Origin of the sequence: Streptomyces sp. NPDC047981, assembly GCF_040653315.1 — a bacterium.
GTDB lineage: Bacteria > Actinomycetota > Actinomycetes > Streptomycetales > Streptomycetaceae > Streptomyces.
The window spans coordinates 258,115-279,031 of record NZ_JBEZNQ010000001.1 but is presented as its reverse complement, the minus strand read 5'-3'; the positions used below and the strand labels follow the sequence as shown (position 1 = coordinate 279,031).

Here is a 20,917-nt window from a genome sequence, read left to right as displayed (position 1 = left end):
CAGGAGGTGCCCCCCCATGAGCACCCCGACCGTGATCCTTGCCGCCTCCTCTGCATAGGCGCGAGGCGGCGAGCAGGTTGCCTCATTCCTCCTGGACCTGCACGTGCCCCAGGTCGCCGAGAAACACCGCCTGCTCACGCATCCGACGCCGCTTCGCGCAGGCTTCCCACGCGTTGACTACCACGTATGCCGCCGGAGGGCGCCCGCCGCACATCATCGTGCCTTTGGCACAGGGGGACCGATGAAGACCGCTGCCACCCCCTATCGACCACGAACACGTCTACATCCGGCTCCAGGGCAACCTGGCGGTGGTGGTCCGCGAAGCGTCCCGCCTGCGGTCTCTGCCGCGTCCCCGCTTGGGGGCTGCCCGGACGCTCGCCGGATCAGCCTGCCACCGCCAGCCCGCCTTCATCATGCGGCTTACCGTGCCGGTCGGCCGGATCGGCATGCAAGCGTGAGCGCGCACGCTGTCGAGACCCTGGCGGCAGCAGGACCGGAATGCCTCATTGTCAGGGTCGGCGGGCGCCTGGTGAGGTGTCGTTGGACTGTCGCCCCGAGTCATGGACCGCAGTGGGCTTCCACGCGATCGTCCCTGATCAAGTGCATGGACGTGACGTCCATCACCTTCTGTGGCGCCTTCGGGATGTCGCGCTGCGCAGCACTTCCGGAACCCTTGATTCCGAATGTTGATGTTCTCGCGGGGCGCGGAGATCTGACTCCCGACTATTGACTACCAGTTGAGCGAAGTCGCTGGGATGCCGCCCCTGGCGTCCTGCGCCGATTGCTACTGGTTGTGACCGTCTTCCCTCGGGGGTGCCGCTAAGGGTCTGCTGGGAAGTGGGGCTGTATGTGCGCAGTTGCGTGCCGGTGTCGCGTCCTGCCGAGGCTGCGAATCTTCTTGACGTGGTGTTGAGGTATGCCGTTGGGTGATCCACCTACTGTGATCTGTGTGCAATGCAGGGGTGGGGATTGTGAAGAGACAGTGGGTGCCTTCGCGCGCCCGAAAAGTCGTGGTCGCGCTTTGCGTAACTACGGCGGTGGGTTTCGTTGCTCCACTCCCATCGGTCCATGCGGCCATCCCGGCCGCAGACTCGCCCGCGCTGGACGAAGCGCACCGCGCGCTCGAAGAGGCCGCTGACTCCGGGCAGCGCGTAGAGGTCGAGGGTGAACGGTCGGAGCAGATCACTGTGTTCGCCAATCCTGATGGCCAGACCTTCACGTTGGAGCAGTCCACCGTTCCGGTGCGCGTTGCCAAGCCTGGAGGGGGCTGGCAGGCGCCGGACGCGACCCTTGTCCGCCGGGCGGACGGCACGATCGGCCCTAAGGGGGCCTCGGCGGTCATGACGTTCTCGGGCGGCGGATCTTCTCAGCCGCTCGTCTCCATCGAGAAGCAGGGCCGCTCTCTGGAACTCGGATGGCCGGGTATCTTGCCGGCGCCGGTCTTCGACGGAAGCAGCGCGGTCTACCGTGACGTGCTTCCGGACGTCGACCTCAAGGTCACCGCCACCGTCGAGAGCTTTCAGCACGTCCTGGTGGTCAAGACTCCGCAGGCTGCTGCCGATCCGAAGTTGCAGGAAGTCACTTTCGGCCTCAAGGCCAAGGGTCTTGACATCCGTGCGGGTGCTGCGGGCAACCTCAGTGCAGTGGACGAGACCGGTAAGACGATCTTCCGCGCACCCCCGGCGCGCATGTGGAACTCTGCGGGCTCGGCTGCCGAGACCTCGGCCAAGCCGGACGCGCCTGCGACGCCGAGTGAGCTGAAATCCTCCGCGACCTCCACGACGCGGAACTCCGCCATGGACGTCTCGACCGACCCTACGCCGGCTGATCCGTCCGAGACGGCGCCTTCCGGCGAGGGTCTGGCGCCTGGTCAGGGCGATGAGGTCAAGCGCATGGAGGTGAAGGTGGGCGATGGCACCCTGTCCGTTGTGCCGGACGCTGCCATGCTCAGCACGACCGACGCGTCCGCGTTCCCCATCTTCATCGACCCGGTGGTGACTTGGGGCTCGTCCGAGCGGACGCTGCTGCGGGATGACGGCTACGAGTCGTACGGCTGGGGCAACGGCTCGGATGACCGCGGCATGGGTGTCGGCAAATGCGGGTCTTGGAATGGCTACTACTGCGGTCCCGGCTATCGGCAGCGCCTGTACTTCGAGTTCGCTCCCGACCACCTCAAGGGAAAGCGCGTCCTCGACGCAACCTTCGCCGTGACCGAGCCGTGGGCGTTCCAGTGCGAGGACCGACTGGTCGACCTGGTCCGTACGGAGAACATTTCTTCCAGCACGACCTGGGCGCCCAAGGAACTGGACTGGATGGTCGACAGGTGGGTCTCGGCGGGTCGTGGTTCGCTCTGTGATCCTGACTCCCCTGATGCGCCCATCGAGTTCAACGACAACCCGGAGGAGCCCAACGAGAACCTCACGCCGACCGTGGTTGATTTCGCGGCCGGCAAGTTCTCCCGCCTGACGCTGAGCCTGCGTGCCAACGACGAGGGTGACACCTCGGCTTGGAAGCGGTTCAAGAACGACGCCGTGCTGAGGGTCGACTATGTCGCCGTCCCGGCCAAGCCCACCGGTGTCGGGATCGTGAGTGGATCCGGCGTGGTCTGCAGCACGAACGCTGCGGACCCGACAATCGTCTCCGACTCGACTCCCACGCTGAATTCGACGCCCCAGACCGCGGCCGGCGGCGAAGTGGGCGCGAAGCTGAGAGCCTGGTTCCGTATTGAGACGCAGGCCGCCAACGGCACATGGTCGGGCAACGGCATCGCCATCCCCACCAGCGGATTCAACGCCGACAACCAGAAGGCCACCCACTCCTGGGGAACTGTCCTACCCGAGGGGCCACTGCACCGGTACATGTCGTTGACGCAGGTGTACTACGACAATGGCGCCCATGCGAATTCCTCGGGCTACAGTCCTCACTGCTACTTCAAGGTCGACCCGACGGCGCCGAAGGCCCCAACGGTGGCCTTCGACGGTCCCTACGTCGAGTGCCTGCCCGATCCTGCCCCCTGTCCGGAGGCTGGTGCTCCCGGTGTGGCCGGTGGTTTCACCTTCGGTCCCGCGCCTGGAGACACCAACAAGCAGTACGAGTATCGCCTGGCGCCCACCTCCACCACCTGGACCACGCTGGGCGAGGGTGTTCTGAAGGTGACCGTCAAGCCTCCGGCTGCTGGAACGTATGTACTGGAGGTCCGGGCGAAGGACACCTTGGGACGCGCGGGTGCCACCAAGGCGGTCCAGTTCAAGGTCGCGAGTGGCGCGGAGGCCGTTGGTCGCTGGAACTTCGATGAGCCCGATGGTGTGGCATTGGACAAGGCCCCAACTGGGGGTGCGTCCAACGCGACCCTGGCCGGCCTTGTCGACCGGGACAGCCGAGGTCGCCGCGGCCTGATCACGCATGACGAGCAAGGAGCGGAGCTGGAGGCCCCCGTCACGGACAAGGGGCTGGCTTACGGCGGCACCAGCGGCTACGCGGCCACCACCGGACCCGTTGTGGGCACGGGATCGTCCTACACCGTCTCTACGTGGGTGCGCTTGGAGGACGGCAGCCGTACGAGCACGGCTCTGAGCCAGGACGGCGCCATGACCCCCGCCTACTACAGCGCCTTCTACCTCGGCTACCGGTCGGAGTCCAAGAAGTGGGAGCTGCGCACCTCGCCGAAGGACGCGGCCGACGGTGACATCAGCAATCAGATCGTCCAATCCAAGCGCCCCGCGGTGATCGGTGTGTGGACACATCTGGCTGCCGTCTACGACAACGACGCCAAGGTGATCAAGCTCTACGTCAACGGTGAACTCCAGGGCACCGACACCGTCGCCCAGTCATGGACGTCCACGGGGAAGCTCCAGATTGGCCGCGTCTGGTGGCACAGCGGGTACTACGACTACTGGAAGGGCTCGATCGACGAGACAGCGGCCTGGCAGCGGGCCCTCATCGACTCCGAGATCGCGGAAGAGGCCCGGCTGACGATGCTCGGTGGCATGAACGGCGTCGAACTCGTCGGCAGCTGGACGGCGGCCAACTCCAACGGAACCATCGTCGGCGACTCCGTCTCGGAGTACGGCCGTGTGATGCAGCTGGAGGGTGGCCCGGCGCACGCCGGCGAGGAGATCGTGCTCGACGGAGTGGACGACGCGATGACAGTTGCGACCCCGGTCATCGACGACACGGGTTCGTTCACGGTATCGACGCAGGTCGCCCTGGACAGCAGCAAGGTGCTCACGCAGGCCAACGGCTACGTCGGCCAGGTGGTCGGCCAGCGCACGGCGGACGGTTCCGCTTGGGGTCTGTGGTTCCAGAAGACCGGCACCAGGTCGGAATGGAACGAGGAGACGGAGGCGGAGGTGACCTACCCTGTCGGCTTCTGGTTCTTCGGCCGGCTCAAGGCCGACGGGTCGTTCGATGCGGTGCAGTCGGACTCCGAGGCCGTCATGGGCGCCACCGTGCGCCTTACGGGCATCTTCGATGCTCAGAGCGGTGAGATCTCCCTCCGTGTCGGCAGCTTGCAGAACGGCGACTGGAAGGCGTACACCGCCGAGGCCGGCACCGGAGGGATCGCTGTCGGCAAGGGCATGACTGGCGGTGCGTGGAAGCACTTCTTGCCGGCCAAGGTCACCGACGTCCGGATCTGGGTTGGTGCCATGAACAACGAGAGCCAGATCGAGGCTCAGATCGGCTCCTGACCGGACCCGCTTTCGTCGGGCCGGGCGGCAACGCGAGCGCGTGCGTGCCCGGCCCGACCCATGTCCTGGGCGCACGGCGCCCGCCTCACAGTCAGTCAAAGGTGGGAAAGGGTATCTGTGGCATTCGGCATAGGTAGTTCACACACACGAAGGGGCAGAGCAGGCCGCAAGCGCCGCCGCGCGCTCGTAGTCCTGCCGCTCGCCCTGGCACTGTCCGTTCCGATCGGTCTCACACCGGTCGCGGCAGCGGACGGAAAGCCGGGCGGACTTGGTCGTCCCGATCTGCCCGAGCAGCGGGTCAGCAAGGTCAGGACCGTCAGCGGGCACGGGGCGAAGAAGGCTCGCGAGCAGGTCGCCAAGGACCTGCGTGACAACATCGCCCAAGCCCTGCGCGCCCGTTCCGAGCAGCAGCGGGGAGGCGGCTGGCCGAAGGCCGGCGCCGCCGACCTGAAGCTCACTGTCGGCGAGGCCGACGCGGCCCCGGGCGGCCTTCCGGTAACCCTGGCCCCCACGCGCGGCAAGACCGGAGCCGACGCGGGCACCGAGGCGACCGTCACGGTCCTTGACCAGGCTGCGGCCGACAGGCTCGGCATCACCGGCGTCGTGCTGACAGCGGAGGCCGACACGGCGGGCAAGGCCCGGATCGGTGTCGACTACGGGAGTTTCGCCTCCGCGATCGGAGGCGGCTGGTCAGGCCGCCTCCAGCTCGTCCAGCTTCCCGCATGCGCCCTGACGACACCGGCCAAGCAGGAGTGCCGCACGCAGACTGCGCTCGACTCGCGCAACGACGCCGGTGAGCAGACCGTCTCGGCCGAGGTCACCCTTGCGGCGGCGCCCGGTGGTCCGGTGCCGCAACTCGGCGCAGCTTCCTCTCCCGGAGCCACGGTGCTCGCCCTCACCGCAGGTGGCGGAGGCCAGTCGCCGAAGGGCGCGGGCGACTACAGCGCGACGCCGCTGGCCTCGTCGTCCTCCTGGGCGGGAGGAGGTAGTTCGGGCGCGTTCACCTGGACATACGGTCTCTCGACGCCGCCCGCGGCGGCCGGGCCGTCGCCTTCACTGACGTTGTCGTACGACTCGGGCAGCGTCGACGGGCGTACGGCCACCACGAACAACCAGCCCACCTCGGTCGGTGAGGGTTTCTCCCTCACCGAGTCGTACATCGAGCGGACATACGGCAGTTGTGACGACGACGGCCAGACGGATGTCGCCGACCGCTGCTGGACATACGACAACGCCCGTCTCGTGCTCAACGGCAAGTCCTCCCGCCTGGTCAAGACCTCGACGGCGGGTGTCTGGAAGCTGGAGAGCGACGACGCCTCGAAGGTGACCCGTCACACTGGCGCCACGAACAACGACAACGACGGCGAGTACTGGACGGTTGTCACCGGCGACGGCACGAAGTACGTCTTCGGCCAGGACAAGCTCGACGGGGCCACCACCCAGCGCACCAACTCCACCTGGACCGTGCCCGTCTTCGGCGACGACAGCGGCGAGCCCGGCTACGACGCGGGCAGCACCTTCGCCAACCGCGCGGTGACCCAGGCCTGGCGATGGAACCTCGACTACGTCGAGGACACCCAGGGCAACGCGGCCACGTACTGGTACGCCAAGGACACCAACTACTACAAGAAGAACAAGGCCGCCAAGGCCGACACCGAGTACGTCCGCAGCGGCCACCTGACGGAAATCAAGTACGGCCTCCGCAAGGACGCACTCTTCACCGACAACGCCGACGCGAAAGTCACCTTCGGCTACGCCGAGCGCTGCACTGCCGCGGACTGCACCTCGCTGACGAAGGAGACGGCGGACAACTGGCCCGACGTGCCCTTCGACGCGATCTGCGCCAAGGACTCGACCGAGTGCCTCACCCAGTCACCGTCCTTCTTCACCCGCAAGCGCCTCACCGACGTCAACACGTTCTCCTGGAACGCCACGACCAGCGGGTACGACCCGGTGGACACATGGGCGTTCACCCAGGAATTCCTCGACGGCGGCGACATCGGCGACACCTCCGACCAGGTGCTCACCCTCAAGTCTCTTAAGCGGACGCCGAAGGCCGGCGCGGCCATCCCGACGAATCCGATCTCGTTCACCTACCACATGCGCCCGAACCGCGTGGACGCCACGGACGACATCCTTCCCATGACCAGGCCCCGCGTCTCCTCCGTCACCACGGAGACCGGCGCGATCACCTCGGTCAACATGTCCGCGCCCGAGTGCGTCCGAAGCCAGGTCCTCACCGCGCCGCAGGACACCAACACCCGCAACTGCTACCCCCGGTTCTGGAACATCAACGGCGCCCAGGACGCGTCCGTCGACTGGTTCCACAAGTACCGCGTCCTCAGCGTGGTCGTCTCCGACCCGGCCGGCCAGAACGACGCCGTCGAGAACGAATACGCTTACAGCGGCGCAGCCTGGCACTACGACGACGACCCATTCACGCCGAAGACCGAGCGGACCTGGTCCGACTGGCGCGGCTACCGCGAGGTCACCGTCTACAAGGGATCGCGCAACGTCCCAGCACGCTCCAAGACGGTCTCCCTCTATATGCAGGGCATGCACGGCGACAAGAACAAGGACGGCACCACCAAGTCCGTCTCCCTCGCCCCGCTTGCCCAGCCTTCCATCGGCGTCCCCGCCATACAGGACTCCGGCATGTACACGGGGGCGCTGCGGGAGCAGGTCACCTACGACGGCGCGACCCCGATCTCGGCCACGGTCCATGAACCCTGGACCCAGGAGACCGCGCGTCAGACAGGCGTGCCCGAAGCAGGCGACCACGTCGCCCGCTTCGTGAAAACGAAGAAAACCACCAACTACACCCACCTCACGGCCGCAGGCGCCTGGCGCTCCAGCGCAGTCGAAACGCTGGACTACGACAACTACGGCCGGGCAGTCAAGGTTCTCAACACCGGAGACCTCGACGAGACTGGCGACGAGACCTGCACCCAGACCTGGTACGCCGACAACGACACCGCAGGTCTCAGCAACCTCGTCTCGCGGGTGCGCACCGTGGCCCTGGGCTGCTCGTTCGCCGAGACCGACCTGAAGCTGGAAGCGGCCGACGGAACCCGCGGGAACGTCCTCTCGGACACAGCCACCGCCTACGACGGCCTCGCCTGGACCACCGCGATGAAGCCGACCAAGGGACTTTCCACCTGGTTCAGCCGCGCCACGGCCTACGGGGCGGGAGGGGCGGTCACCTGGGACACAGGCACCACCACGGCCTACGACACCCTCGGCCGGCCCACCAAGGTCACCAACGCCGACCAAAAGTCGACCACCACGACCTACACACCCGCCGACTCCGGACCGCTCACCCGGACGATCAACGCCAACGCCGCGGCCCACCAGACCGTCACCTTCATCGACCCGCGTCGCGGACAGCCCCTTCGCATCTACGACGCGAACTCGCGGAAGACGGAACTCGCCTACGACGCGGCCGGCCGACTGACCGACGTCTGGCTGCCCAACCGAATCCGCGGCTCCCAGAGCCCCAACAGCAAGTACGCGTACAGCCTCAGCAACACCCAGCAGTCCTGGGTCTCCACGTCCTCCCTGAAGGCCGACGGCGAGACGTACAAGACCAGCTACGCCATCTACGACGCTCTGCTGCGACCGCTCCAGACGCAGACGCCAACCCCGCAGGGCGGGCGGCTGCTGACGGACACGCGCTACGACACACGCGGCCTCGCCTACGAGACCTTCGCGGACATCTTCGACAACACCACCACCCCGAACGGCACGTACACCCGAGCCGAGTACGGAGAGGCTCCGAAGCAGACACTCACCACTTTCGACGGCGCGGAGCGTGCCGTCACCAGCAGCCTGCTCGTCCTCGGCGTGCCCAAGTGGACGACCACCACCAGCTACACCGGTGACTCGGTGGCCACCACGGCCCTCGACGGCGGATCCGCAACCCGCACCATCACCGATGCTCTTGGCCGGACCACGGAGACCCGCGAGTACGCGGGCACCAGCCCGGCGGACACCCAGTACGGCGGAACACTTGGCGCGTCATACACGTCGACAAAGTTCGCGTACACCCTCGACGGCAAGCAGACGAAGATCACCGGTCCCGACGGAGCCGCCTGGACCTACGCCTACGACCTGTTTGGGCGACCGAAGCATGAGACTGACCCAGACAACGGAGCAACGGCAACTGAGTATGACCTTCTCGGCAGGGCCGTGAAGACGACGTCCGGCGGCAAGACCATCATCACCGCCTACGACACCATCGACCGGCCGACCGCGACGTGGGCTGGGAGTGCGACAGCCGCGAACCTGCTCACCAAGCGTACGTACGACAGTCTCCTTAAGGGCTTCCCGACGTCGTACACCCGCTACGTAGGAGGCGAGTCCGGATCGGCCTACACCAAGTCCGTCACCGCCTACGACGTACTGAACCGTCCCACGACGACTGAACTAACCCTCCCGGCCACGGACCCGATCACCGCAGCTGTCCCCGGAGGGAAGCTCTCACACACGAGCTCCTACCGGATCGACGGCACTCCCGACACCACGTCTGAGCCCGCGCTTGGGGGGCTGCCGTCCGAGATTGTCAAGTACGGCTACGGCGACCTCGGCCAGCTCACCTCGGCCAAGGGCACAACCGACTACCTCCAGAACATCGACTACTCGGCCCTCGGCCAGGTCCAGCAGCTCACCCTGGGCATGGGCGGCACCGGTAGCCGAAACGTCTACGTCACCAACACCTACGAAGCCGGCACCGGCCGACTGACCAACAGCAATGTCACGGACCAGACCCACCCGTACATGCTCCAGGACCTCACCTACACCTTTGACCAGGCCGGCAACGTCACCTCGATCGCCGACCCCACCACCCTCGGCGGCACCAGCCAGGCCGAGACCCAGTGCTTCACCTACGACGGCCACCGCCGCCTCATCGAAGCCTGGACCCCCACGTCCAAGAACTGCGCCGACCCGCGCGACGTGAATCAACTGTCCGGCCCGGCACCGTACTGGACCTCCTACACGTACAACCAAGCCGGCCAGCGGAAGACCGAAACGCAGCACGCTCTCGCAGGCAATGCCCAGACGACGTACTGCTACGACGCAACCGACCAGCCGCACGCCCTCCGGTTCACCACCGCCCGCACCGAGTGCGGCACGGTCGACCCGGCCAAGGACAAGGTCTACGACTACGACACGTCCGGCAACACCACCAGTCGGCCAGGCTCGACAGGCCAGCAGGACCTGACTTGGTCAGATGAGGGTGGTCTTGCCAAGCTCACGGAAAACGGCAAGTCTACGGAGTACCTCTACGACGCAGACGGCACACTGCTGATCCGCAACACCCAAGACGGGGAGCGGATCCTGTATGCAGGAGCCACCGAGCTTCACCTTCGAGCCGACGGGACGAAGTGGGCCCAACGTACCTATCAGGCGGGGGGAGTCGCCGTGGGGGTGCGCACCAATCAGTCGGGCACAAACGAACTCCAGTTTCTTGCCGGCGACCCCCACGGTACGCGGAGCCTTGCGGTCACCTCCGATGTCAATCAGAGGGTAAGCAAGCGCTACTTGACACCCTTCGGCGGTGAGCGAACCGGCGGCATCGGTACCTGGCCGACTGACAAGGGCTTCCTCAACAAAACTGCCGACAGAACCACGGGCCTCACACACATCGGAGCCCGACAGTACGACCCCGTGATCGGCCAGTTCATCAGCGTCGACCCGCTCCTGTCGACCGATCAGCATCAATCCCTCAACGGGTACAGCTACGCAAACCAGCACCCGACCACGTCCTCCGATCCCACCGGTATGCGCGAAACATGCGGCGCATACACGGTCGACTGCGCTGGCGGCGGAGGCGGTGGAGGCGGAGGCGGGTCCTGCCCGAGTTTGAGCAACCCCCAGTGCCCCGAGTACCAGGGCGGTGGCGGTGGCGGTGGCGGTGGCGGTGGCGGTGGCGGTGGCGGTGACAGCGACGCGGCCTCTACCGGCACGTCAGGCCTCAAGTGTGTCGGCACCGGACTCCTAACCCGATGCGGGGATGCAGCCAATGCCACGCTGGCCCCAGAAGACGACCCCGTCTCGCCGGTAGTCCTTGGACTGTTGAGCAACATCGCGTATTCGTCGGAGCTTTTTGGTTGGGTGGCCGACGGCGACTGCTGGAATGGTGGTCGAGGTGTTCCCGGATCGGGCTGCGACTACGGCTACCAGTACGACCAATGGGTTGCACGGCAGGGGTACGACACCGCGGGAGACCCCTACCTTGTTCCGGGGGCCCTCGCCGCCATCTTCGCGCACAGGCGAAACAATGAAATTGCCCCAACAAAGACCGCGACGCAGCTCCGTAATTCCCCGGGTGCAGTAACCGGAGGGTCGAAACTTGCTGCGGTCAACGGTCAATGGCTGGGAGGCAGCCACGGAAACGCTGGAAAAATACCCGGCCAGGTCGCGGCGGCGCTTCAGGGCAGAGAATTCAAGAATTTCGATGCCTTCCGTGAGGCGTTCTGGCTGCAGGTCTCGGCAACGCCCTCCCTCGCGTCACAGTTCTCGAAAGCGAATCAGACCATCATGAGTCGTGGAAGGGCGCCGCTGGTGGCCAACCTTCAAAACGTGGGGGCCAATAATCGATACGTCCTTCACCATGTGAAGCCGATCCAGCACGGCGGTGGAGTCTACGACCTGGACAACCTCATGGTCGTAACTCCCAGGTATCATGCCGAGGTGCTCGATCCCACGTACCATTCCAGGTAGGCGATCGATGCCTATCCGTACGGGAGGGGTGGCTATGCCGGACCTTACGCGTGACGAACTGATTCGCCTCGTCGAGGAGATTATGGAAGATGAGGGGAGTGAGGACGAAGCTGATGCCCGGATCGAGAAACTCAAGCAAAACGTGAGGCATCCCAGAGTGACGGATCTCATCTTCTACCCCGAAAATGGTGAGCCGACGGCTGAGCAGGTAGTTGACGCCGCACTTTCGTACAGGCCCATTGAGTTGTGAGACGAGATGCTGACCTGAGCCGAAGTGGATCATTCGGTCGTTAATTGAGGGCGGCCAACGGGCAAGGCTCTCAATATCGCCAGGCAGGGCCCCCGCCGAGTCGGCGGGGGCCCTGCTGTTCCATTTCCTGCTTTGTGTCGCGGATCAACGGCCGAATATTCCGTGCTGCTGCGTTCTACTGGACAGCTAGTTCAACAGTCCGCGGCGCCGGGGCTTGTGTAGGGGCTCGGGCTCGTACAAGGCGAGGAGGACGGCCTCGGCGCGGTCCGGCGACTTCATGCCGCGCCCCTTCATGGCCCGCTTGCTTTCGATCTGGGTGTAGCCGCTCGTCGTCGACAGCAGCTTCGGCGTCGACAGCTGCGCGGCGGCCTTCTTGTCGACGTGGAGCCGCAGCCGCCCCCGGCCCGAGGACGGATCGGGCTGGAGGAGGGATCTGGTGGCAAGCCACATCTCGTCGCGCTTCCTCCACGGCCGCATGACCGCTCCGGGGTCGTCCTGGCTGGGGGATTCCGACACCATGACGCCGACGATCTGCGCCGTGTGCTGCCCGGTCTCCGCCCAGCGTTCGAGCATGCTGACGACACCGTGACCGATGCCGTTCTGGTCGACCTTGACCCGGACCGGGTGCGGTGAGCCGAGAGCGTCGGCGAGCCGCTGCGCCGCCCGTATCTCCTCCAACACCTTCTCGGCGACGGAGACCTGATTGTCGTTCGCCGCGCCGGCGGAGGCGTGCCGGAATTCGAGCGCGTCTCCGACCGCGCGGTAGACCGTGAATTCATCGCCACCGTCGGCGGCCACGTCCACCCCGAGGCGGACCCATGCCCCGTCGCGGACGGTGTGAGTGGCGGTCTCGCCCTCCAGGTCGAGGTCGCAGATCCGGCGCCAGCCGTTGCCGGCAGGGTCCTCGAATGCCATCGCGGACTCGACCCAGCTGGGCGGGATGACGACGCCTCCACCGCCCTTCGGGAAGCGGGCGTACACCTTCGCGATGACATAGGGGTGGTCTTGGCCGTACGAGCGGATCGTGCGGGCGACCCAGTCCTGGTCAGGCATGTGGTCGGCGAGCGAGTGTCGCTCCACTCCGGCCGGGCAGTCCGTGCAGTACGGGGCGCGCTCCCCGGTGATCGCTGGGGAGTCGAGGGAGGAGATGGGGATCGTCACGGTGGTCGGCTCGGCCGGGTCGTCGCCCTCGACGCACAGCTCCTCGAACCAGCTGGACGGGTCGTCCATCGCGGGGTTGCCGATGGCCAACATGGCGGCGTGGCCACCGGTCAACAAGTTGTTGGTGCCGTGCCCGATCATCGGGGCGATGCCGCCCGCCTCGTCGACGATGAGCAGCAGGTGCGGCATATGGATGCCCTGCATCGCGGCCTCATCGTTGGCCGGGGCCGAGAACCCGTACGCGGCGACCACGTCGTTCCCGTATGGGTCGGGCATCTTGTACTGGACGGTGTCGCAGTAGCCGGGTAGGCCGGCGCGCGGGACGACCTTGCGGATGTGTGGCCAGAGCTGCCGCTGCACCTGCCGGAACCGGGTCGCGGTCGTGATGCACAGCGCGGTCCCGACGGGATAGACGTTGGTGAACCAGACGGCCGCCCGAGCGGCGAGGTGCGTCTTGCCGACGCCGAAGCCCGCGGGGACAGCGACGCGCTTGTGGTCGACGATCGCGTCGAGCACGGCCCGCTGCTTCGACCACAGGCTCTCGCCGAGCACGTCCTCGACGAACCCACTGGGCGAGTCCCGCCACAGGCCGTACAGCGAGCCGGTGGCCCGCTCGACCTCCGTCATCACCACCGCCCGCTCCCGGGCGGTCAGGTGGTGCTTGAAGGTGTTGCGGCGCTCGGTCGGCGGCAGGCGCAGGAGGATGTCGGCGATGTTCGCCGCGTCGCGGGAGACTACACCGGGGCGGGCGGATCGCAGCGTGGACGCCGGAGGGGCCACGGGGGTGGCTCTCGGCTGTTCAGGCTGCGTGCGGGGCATGATCGGGAAGGTGCCGTTCGGCAGGTTCTTACGTCGCGGTCTGGCCGGGGGCCCATGCCCAGACACCCGGCCAGACCACGCGCTTCCGGCGGTGACTAAGAACCGCGCCCTGTACGCGACACCGGAAGTCTTCACGCGCGAGGCCCCGCGCCCCTCCGGGGGGGAATGGGCTGGGGCGCAGGGCCTCGGCACCCCTTAGTACGTCGCGCGGCGAATCCTGTTACACCCTGCCGCAGGCGGGCGGCCGACCACGGCCTGAGCTACACCAGGGGCAGTAGGCGTACCCGGCGCGGCGCCGACAGCGTCCCGGCGAGGCCCTGGAGCAGCTGCCTCTCCTTCTCGGCGCGGTGCAGCGCCTCGGTGATCAGAGACGCCTCCGCCACGGCGACGGCCCGCTCGTCGTCGGTGAGCCGGAACCACGGCTTCGTCCGGAGCCCGGCGGCGCCCAGGACCTCCCGGCGGGCCTCGTAGTAGTGGCGGGCTAGGGTCAGCGGCGGCATGGAAGTCGTCATGCCTCGTGGAACGTCGTCCGCTCGAATCTGTGACAGCCGCCGCCCGGGCGCCTCGACGGGACTTCCCCCGTCCCCCCGGATGCCGACGGTGTCTGAGCGAAGCGAAGGCACCGTAACTACTTAATGGTGGTACTTGATGTTGGTACTAAAGGCGCCTGACCTACCGGAAGCCGGTCCGCCGGAGTCCGGTTTCACCGGCGCCGGAGAATCAGGCCCCGGTCACCGGAGACTGAAAACCCGGCCCCGGTGGTGCTTTGGGGCCGGGCAGGGAAGCGCGCGGTCAGCGGGTACGGGCCTTGGACGCCGCGTTCTTCAAGTCGCGGACGTACTTCGGCGTGACGTCGCCGAGTTCGGCGATCTGGCCCGTGGTCCAGGAGTACGGCTCCTCCGTGAGCGCGAGCGCCGCCTTCCGGAGGAACGGCAAGGCGGCCTTCCTGCGGGCGGTCGCCACGGACACCGTCTCGGACAGGTCAGGCAGCTGATCGGCGGCGCCCTCAACGTACGGCAGGCCGGCCTTCTTCGCCGCCGCGCGACGCTCCTCCGCGGACATCCGCTCGTCGTTGGCGGCGGTCAGCGGGGCCTTCCGCTCGCCGTACAGGGCAAGGGTGCGCATCTGCCGGAACGCGTTGGGGAGCATACCGAGGACGTTGCCCAGCCCGCGGACGCCGTCGTAGAAGAACAGCGACAGCGCAGCCTGGTTGCGCTCCTCGGAGTGCGCGGTGATCTCCAGGTCGGCCTGCTGCACGATCTCGATGGCCCTCTTGAAGCGGTCGTCGGTGCGCGCCAGCTCCCCAAGCTCTGCCTTGACAGCCAGCTCAGCGTCGGCGCGGAGCTTGGCGTGCTCGGGGATGCGCAGCAGGTGGTGGACACCCTTCCGGGACCTCTTTGCCTCGACGTGGGTGTTCGAGTCGTCGGTGGTTCCGAGCGAGTGGTCGGTCATCTTGGCCTCCGTCGTGCGTGGCACCGGGCCGGTGCCGGCGACGGCTGGGGCAACCCCATGCCGAGTGAACACGGAAATAGTACAGCCCGCGTCGTCGGGATGTCACGACGGCCCTGGCTTGCTGGTCTTGAGCACTGCAAACCCGATGCCTCTGACCAGCAGCATTCGGACGGTGACGTCCCCTAGCGTATTTCCTCTCGGGTGTCCCGGCTCCTCGGCGAACGCGAACCTGCCCACCCTCAGCCCACCCGGTCCCCCGAGCCGCCCCAGACCAAGCAGCCGGATCACCGCCACCACACCCAACGTCCGGAACGACGCAGCGGCTTGAACTCCTCGCTCTCCGGCCGCCACGGCGTGCCCGCCCGGAACGCCGCCCGAGAGCAGACGGCGAACACGGACCAGGACCGCCGCCCCACGCTCACCGTCAACCCGCACGGCTCGTACGAGGCCGCGCCGAACCGACGCACGCACCCGACCGAGAACAGCGTCCCCGAGCCCTCTCCGCCCGACCGGCTCACGGCCCAGCGGCCCCACCGACGCCACATCGGCGGGAGCAACCACGAAGCACCCGTCATCGGCCCGCCACCCGCACCAGGGACCGCGCGCCGCCCGCCGCCAGCCGGTAGACGCCCCCGCCGCCGTACAGAACCTCAACGTCCTGAGGACGCTGCGGCCGGCGCACCTTCCAACCCGCGTCGTACGCCTGCTGCGGATGGTCCTCGAACCACCCGTTACACAGGGTGCACACCAGGAGAAGGTTCTGCGGCTCGTTCACCCAGTTCTCCCGGGCGCCGCCCATGCCGCGGTTCACCCGGTGGTGGATCGTCAGCCCGTACGCCCGATCGCACCGTACGCACCGCCCGCCGTCGCGCTGATAGACGAGGTCCCTGACCTCGTCCGTCGGTCCGGTCCGCCGTCGAGCCACGATCGGTCTCCGTCCTGCCCCGCCGCCAGGCCGCGGGTGCGGCCCGAGCGAAGCCGGCGGGGCGAGCGGCAGGAGAGTGGAACGCGGCCGTGCCTTACGTCTCGGGCTCCTCGTCGGACTCGGCGGGCGTACCGCCGTGCTCCTCCAGGGCCCGGTTGACCGCGTCCAGGATCGCGACGGCATCCGGGATCGTCGCGCCCCAGACGTCCACCTTCCCGTGGCCGAGGTCGCCGAGGGTGAACTCGAAGAGGGACGAGGACGCCTCGCAGTCGTACGAGTACGTGCCCGGCGGCGCCTCGGCGAGCGGGCCGTCGGCGTAGTCGAGGTAGGGGAACTCCACCTCGTCGACCGCTCGAGCGATCACCCCGTTCGGGATGTGGTCGAGCGTGATGGTCGCCCGCCCCTCGTCCACGCACACGCAGCCACCGAGGCCGTCCTCCTCGTACTCAAGGCGCAGGATCGGGTGGCTGACGGGCCGCGGGTAGTCGGTCAGCGGCGGGAAGGCGGTCTTCAGCGCGGCAACGGCGGCCTCCAGGGCGTCGTTCCACTGCTCCTCCCAGGAGTCGATCGCGGCGGCGATATCGGCATGCATGGCTGCTCCGTTCGGTGATCCAGACAGCAGGGGAGGCCGCTGCCCGGAAGAGTCGGGTGAAAGGGCAGCATTCGGCCGCTGTCCGTTACTGTCGTGCCGTCCACGGGAGCGGTCGGAGGCAATTCGCACGCTGGCCGTGACGGGCGGACGTGTTCTGCGGCGAATGGATAATCGATGGCTAGCGGCACGTTCGTCCGGACGCGTCAGAGCACGATGTGAATGCTCTCGGCGCGCGCGGATCGCGGGTGAGCTAACCTGCGTGCATGCGCGGACAGTTCACCGGCTGGCCGGAGCAGGCCATGGACGTGTTGTGGCAGCTCCAGGGCGAACCTACCCACGCGACCCGCGAGCGCTACCGCGTGGACCGCGAACGCCTGGTCCGGCAGCCGATGATCGCTCTGCTCAACGAGGTCGCGGACACCGAGCCCCGGTACGAAGACTTCTCCGTCTGGCACTACCGCACCGACTCCTGGTGGTGGCAGCACCAGGCCGCGGTGATCCGGCTCGGCCGCAAGATCGAGATCGGTCTCCAGTTCTCCCTGGACGGCCTGCGGGTCCAGGGAGCTTGGTGGTACCCCGATCCCGGCCAGGTGGACATGTTCCGCAAAGCCGTGGCCTCCGAGGCGAGCGGCCGTGAACTGTCCGCCATCGTCGAGGACGTGCGGAAGAGGGGCTACCACATCTCCGGGAACGTGATGAAACGTCCCCCGCGCGGCTTTCCGACGGACCACTCTCGTACGAGCCTGCTCCGCCACCGTTCGCTTATCGCCGCCCGTCCCCTCGGCTGCGAGCAGTGGCTGCATACCCCCGAGGCGGTCGACCGGGTCCTCGAGGCCGCCGCCGACCTGGACGCCCTGCTGATGTGGCTGGTCCGCCACGTGAAGCGTGCCGCCTGATATCACGGGTCGGCTACCTCGCACCGGGGTCCCGTCCACGGGGCCCAGGCGACGTGGCTGTTCGAACGATGCAGGGTCTTCGCGGGCTTGATGTATGCCTTTCCGGTGGCCGCCTGGCGGCGGCGTACTGGTAACAGCCCCGGACTCACTGCCACCACCCTCACGAGGGACAAGCGTGGCGGCCCGGACCGTCTTTGGTCACGATGCCCGGACGCAGGATGACGAACCGCTGGAGGAAGGGGCGTGCGCCGGCGCGACCAGCGCTCGGCCTCAAAGGGGAAGCATCGCGCGGTGCCGCTCGGTGACAGCCCTCACCGCAGGGCCCATGTCGAACCGCTGGGGGAGCGATCCGCATCCCCGGCCGGCTATCACGTACCCGTTGGAGTGGAGAGCTCTGCGCTCCTCCCCAAGATTCCTTGCCATCTCCGCAGCTGGCTGGCAGAGTCCGGCGGATGACCGCGGCTTGGCGGCATGTTGGGAGGACTGCTGTGGGTGTGGGAATCGTGTTGCTCGTGTTCGGGATGGCCAGCCTGGGGTGGGGAGCCATGTTCCTCTTCAACTTGCGCGGCGCAGCCGACAAGGCTGCGGCACGCCGCAACGCTGTGCGGGCTGTTACTGCTTCCCGGACGATGGACTTGGGGCTTACGGAGCCGTCGCGGTTCGGACCGTGGTTCTTCAGGCTTCTGGGAGGTATAGCGCTGCCAGGCGGACTGTTCCTCGGCTTCATCGGCTTGGCCTTGACCCTTACAGGGTGAACCACCAGATCACACGTGACTGAGATGGCTCTGAGACGCGAGGGCGTCGAGTGGTGGTGATCAAGCCGCGTTACCAGATCCGCGTGGCGCGCCGACGCCCCGGCCCTCACTTGTGGCGTGAGGGCCCGAGCGCGGAGGTCAGACCACTAGGCGGTACTCGTCGGGCCAAGGCTCCTCGTCCCACAGGTCGTTGTAGTGATACAGGCCGGTCAGGTAGTCCCGGACCTGAGGCTCCCAATCCATGCCGTGAAGCACGCCCAGGACGTACGCGGCGACGGCCGGGCATACGACGTCTCCGGATTGTTGGAACTGGCTAGAGCGGGAGCCCTGCCACGGGTATGACGCCCGGAAGGAGACGAGGACCCCGGCCTCAGCGGGCGTGAGCCGTAGTCCGTCCCGCTCGCGGACCCAGGTGCGGGTCTTGCCGGTCAGGCACCACGACGGCTTGTCCGCCGAGTAGGTGTTGCCGCCCTTGGCGCGCCCCGTGGCCGGGTCGAAGGGCCGCTGGCCGCGGGTGTTCACCCGCTCGCCCTCTTCCCACCCGAGCGCTTCGGCCATCGTCGTGGTCGGCAGGGGCTCCTTCGGCGGCTCCAGGGTGACCCAGCGGTACCGGGAGGCGATCATGAAGGCCCGCTTCCTGCGGGAGGCGACGCCGAGGTCTGCGGCCTCCAGGATGGCCCACGTGGTGCGGAACCAGTCGGCGCCGCCGAACTCGACGCTCAGCTCCTCCAGGATCTCCTCGGGCAGGTTGTTCGACTGCTCCATGACCATCCACTCGATGGGCGCACCGGCGGCCTGCAGAGCGAGCGGCCAGAGGACCACTTCGAGCATGAGGCCGATGCGCGGGTCGGTGAGGCCGTCGAGCATGGCGCGGACGTCGTCCCAGGTCTGGCCGCTACGGGGGGCGTAGCCCTCGTGGTAGCCGAGGTCGGCGCACAGCGGGCAGTCGTCTTCGAGGTCGGGGTACAGCTCGTCGCAGCAGACCTCGTCGAGACGGATGAAGCCTCCGGCCTCGCCGACGGCGGCGATGGCGTCGCGCAGGATGCAGATGTTGCTGCGGAGGAGTCCGGCACGCTTCCCGGCGGTGGAGAAGCTGGGGCACGGCGGGCTGATGATGACGCCGACGGTCTCGTGCAGCGCGGGGTGCTCGGGGTTGAGCTTGGTGATGTCGGCGCATATTCGAGCGTGCCCGGCGGCGACGGCGGTGGCGCAGGCGTCCGCGCTCATGTCGACGCCGACGACGTCGTAGGCGGTGAGGCCGAGGACGGTCTTGAGTCCTTCCGCCCAGCCCCCGGGGCCGGCGCAGAGCTCGATGACGCGCTTGCGGTCACCGGGCTTGGAGGGGAGGAGCCAGCGGCCCGGCCAGGGCGCGGCGATCTGGTCCAGCTCGGCCATGACGCCCGCGGGGATGGGCTTGTCGGCGTAGTGGTAGTCGAGGAGGACGGTGTCGAGGAAGTCTTCTTCGGCGGCGGTCAGCTCGGACACGAAGGATGCTCTTTCGCTTTGGGTCGGTTGCCCGGTTGCTCTCCGGGCGGTGTCGGCGGCTGCTCTCCACCAACAAGAAGAAATAATACAGCAGGCGTCGCTTGGAAGTCGAATGTGCAGGTGGGTGCGTCGCTAGCGACGTGTGCTGACGTAAGGCTGGACTCTGGTGGGGGTGGTCCCCGGTCCTCAGCCGACGGGGACTCGGGGCACAGAAGCGCGCCCGGCGGATAGGCCGGGCGCGCGGAAGGGGCGGAGCGGGTCAGCGGGCGAGGAGCGGCGCGAGGCTGATCAGGTGGTCGATCCCGACCCCGTGCAGCTCGGCGCTGACCGGCGAGCTGTCGCTGACGGGCGCGCCCGGGTCGGAGGGCGGAGCGACGTATCCGAACGGGCCGCTCGCCGTGCCGATGCTCAGCCCCCCGTCGTCGAGACGATCGACCGTCGTGAACTGCGTCAGGTGCGCGGCGAGCCTGCGGCCCAATGCGGTCTTCACACCCCGGACGCGGCGCGGCAGCTTGGCGGGCTCCTCCAGGAACAGCGGCAACACAGCCTCCACCTCCCGCACAGGGCCCGAGAGCGCAAGGTCGACCGCCGGGTTCGAGCCGACCAGCGACGCCCGGTACCCCACGCCGCTGCCGCTGCGCCAGACCAGAGAGTTGGAGTGGACCAGCGGGCCCCGGTGCTCGGCCGGCTCGGCGCCGTGCGCGCGTAGCGCCGCCCCGATCAGTCCGAGCTGTCCCAGCCGCACGGGGGCGGCGTCGGCGGGCGCGGGCGCCTCGGCGAGAGCGGTCGCGTCGTCGAGGCGCGGCAGCACCAGGCGCAGGACCTCCCGGGCGATCGACTGCGGGGCCAGCCGGTCCGTCACCACGTCGGGGCCGTACGGCTCCCGCCCGTCGAGCTGGAAGGCGACCTCGGTGCGCCACGCGTGAACGGCGACGATCACGGCCCCGGCGCGACCGGTCTGCGTGAGGCGCGCGGCCGGACGGGCGGTCCACCACGCCGAGTAGGCAGCGGCGCTCCAGGCGCGGCCGTCGCGGTGCGGCAGGTGCTCGACGATTCGCTGGGCGAGTGCCAGTCCGGCGTGCCCGGGGGCGATGACGGTGCTCATAGGGTTCCTTCTCTTCGGGTCGACCGGCGTTGCTCTCGCCGGGGAGTGGACCGGCGGGAGGCTGCT

At 67.7% G+C, this 20,917-nt stretch carries 12 protein-coding genes; 5 read left to right on the top strand and 7 right to left on the bottom strand.

What is annotated here, in order from left to right; all coding sequences use genetic code 11:
- Positions 1-962 precede the first annotated feature (962 nt).
- The 3 genes from AB0E14_RS01330 to AB0E14_RS01320 all read left to right on the top strand — a co-directional run bounded on the left by AB0E14_RS01330 (position 963) and on the right by AB0E14_RS01320 (position 11,661).
- Entirely contained in the window at positions 963-4,688 is a 3,726-nt protein-coding gene (locus tag AB0E14_RS01330; RefSeq protein WP_362410034.1) for a LamG-like jellyroll fold domain-containing protein, read from the top strand.
- 885 nt (positions 4,689-5,573) lie between these two features.
- Positions 5,574-11,411 carry an RHS repeat-associated core domain-containing protein gene (locus AB0E14_RS01325; RefSeq protein ID WP_362410032.1) on the top strand — a complete coding sequence of 1,946 codons (5,838 nt, stop codon included), beginning with the start codon at positions 5,574-5,576 and terminating at the stop codon, positions 11,409-11,411.
- Positions 11,412-11,445: 34 nt separating this feature from the next.
- Positions 11,446-11,661, top strand: coding sequence for a bacteriocin immunity protein (locus tag AB0E14_RS01320; RefSeq protein WP_362410029.1), 216 nt, complete (start codon positions 11,446-11,448; stop codon positions 11,659-11,661).
- Positions 11,662-11,847: 186 nt separating this feature from the next.
- On the opposite strand, the gene AB0E14_RS01315 is transcribed toward AB0E14_RS01320, so the two are convergent.
- The 5 genes from AB0E14_RS01315 to AB0E14_RS01295 form a co-directional block, all read right to left on the bottom strand.
- Positions 11,848-13,641: a hypothetical protein gene (locus AB0E14_RS01315; protein ID WP_362410027.1), complete on the bottom strand. Its 1,794-nt coding sequence runs from the start codon at positions 13,639-13,641 to the stop codon at positions 11,848-11,850.
- 260 nt (positions 13,642-13,901) lie between these two features.
- Positions 13,902-14,153 (bottom strand): hypothetical protein, encoded by a 252-nt coding sequence (locus AB0E14_RS01310; protein WP_362410025.1) that lies wholly within the window; start codon positions 14,151-14,153, stop codon positions 13,902-13,904.
- A 280-nt stretch (positions 14,154-14,433) separates the two neighbouring features.
- Positions 14,434-15,093, bottom strand: coding sequence for a hypothetical protein (locus AB0E14_RS01305; RefSeq protein WP_362410023.1), 660 nt, complete (start codon positions 15,091-15,093; stop codon positions 14,434-14,436).
- 571 nt (positions 15,094-15,664) lie between these two features.
- The gene (locus AB0E14_RS01300; protein ID WP_362410021.1) at positions 15,665-16,018 is read right to left on the bottom strand and encodes an HNH endonuclease signature motif containing protein; all 354 of its coding nucleotides are present in this window, start codon (positions 16,016-16,018) and stop codon (positions 15,665-15,667) included.
- Positions 16,019-16,112: 94 nt separating this feature from the next.
- Positions 16,113-16,610 carry a hypothetical protein gene (locus AB0E14_RS01295; RefSeq protein ID WP_362410019.1) on the bottom strand — a complete coding sequence of 166 codons (498 nt, stop codon included), beginning with the start codon at positions 16,608-16,610 and terminating at the stop codon, positions 16,113-16,115.
- Positions 16,611-16,873: 263 nt separating this feature from the next.
- Between AB0E14_RS01295 and AB0E14_RS01290 the strand changes: the two genes are divergently transcribed.
- Together AB0E14_RS01290 and AB0E14_RS01285 are read left to right on the top strand one after the other, a co-directional pair.
- Positions 16,874-17,506 carry a DUF2461 family protein gene (locus AB0E14_RS01290; protein WP_362410017.1) on the top strand — a complete coding sequence of 211 codons (633 nt, stop codon included), beginning with the start codon at positions 16,874-16,876 and terminating at the stop codon, positions 17,504-17,506.
- Positions 17,507-17,958: 452 nt separating this feature from the next.
- Positions 17,959-18,261 (top strand): hypothetical protein, encoded by a 303-nt coding sequence (locus AB0E14_RS01285; RefSeq protein ID WP_362410015.1) that lies wholly within the window; start codon positions 17,959-17,961, stop codon positions 18,259-18,261.
- A 138-nt stretch (positions 18,262-18,399) separates the two neighbouring features.
- Here AB0E14_RS01285 and AB0E14_RS01280 read toward each other — a convergent pair whose 3' ends face one another.
- Both AB0E14_RS01280 and AB0E14_RS01275 read right to left on the bottom strand, forming a co-directional pair.
- Positions 18,400-19,746 (bottom strand): DNA cytosine methyltransferase, encoded by a 1,347-nt coding sequence (locus AB0E14_RS01280; protein WP_362410013.1) that lies wholly within the window; start codon positions 19,744-19,746, stop codon positions 18,400-18,402.
- Positions 19,747-20,005: 259 nt separating this feature from the next.
- Positions 20,006-20,851, bottom strand: coding sequence for a hypothetical protein (locus tag AB0E14_RS01275; RefSeq protein ID WP_362410011.1), 846 nt, complete (start codon positions 20,849-20,851; stop codon positions 20,006-20,008).
- Positions 20,852-20,917 lie beyond the last annotated feature (66 nt).

Excerpts from the sequence above, each read along its gene's own strand:
- AB0E14_RS01320 (WP_362410029.1), top strand. The coding sequence starts at position 11,446 with ATGCCGGACCTTACGCGTGACGAACTGATTCGCCTCGTCGAGGAGATT.
- AB0E14_RS01315 (WP_362410027.1), bottom strand. The coding sequence starts at position 13,641 with ATGCCCCGCACGCAGCCTGAACAGCCGAGAGCCACCCCCGTGGCCCCT.
- AB0E14_RS01310 (WP_362410025.1), bottom strand. The coding sequence starts at position 14,153 with ATGACGACTTCCATGCCGCCGCTGACCCTAGCCCGCCACTACTACGAG.
- AB0E14_RS01305 (WP_362410023.1), bottom strand. The coding sequence starts at position 15,093 with ATGACCGACCACTCGCTCGGAACCACCGACGACTCGAACACCCACGTC.
- AB0E14_RS01295 (WP_362410019.1), bottom strand. The coding sequence starts at position 16,610 with ATGCATGCCGATATCGCCGCCGCGATCGACTCCTGGGAGGAGCAGTGG.
- AB0E14_RS01290 (WP_362410017.1), top strand. The coding sequence starts at position 16,874 with ATGCGCGGACAGTTCACCGGCTGGCCGGAGCAGGCCATGGACGTGTTG.
- AB0E14_RS01285 (WP_362410015.1), top strand. The coding sequence starts at position 17,959 with ATGACCGCGGCTTGGCGGCATGTTGGGAGGACTGCTGTGGGTGTGGGA.
- AB0E14_RS01275 (WP_362410011.1), bottom strand. The coding sequence starts at position 20,851 with ATGAGCACCGTCATCGCCCCCGGGCACGCCGGACTGGCACTCGCCCAG.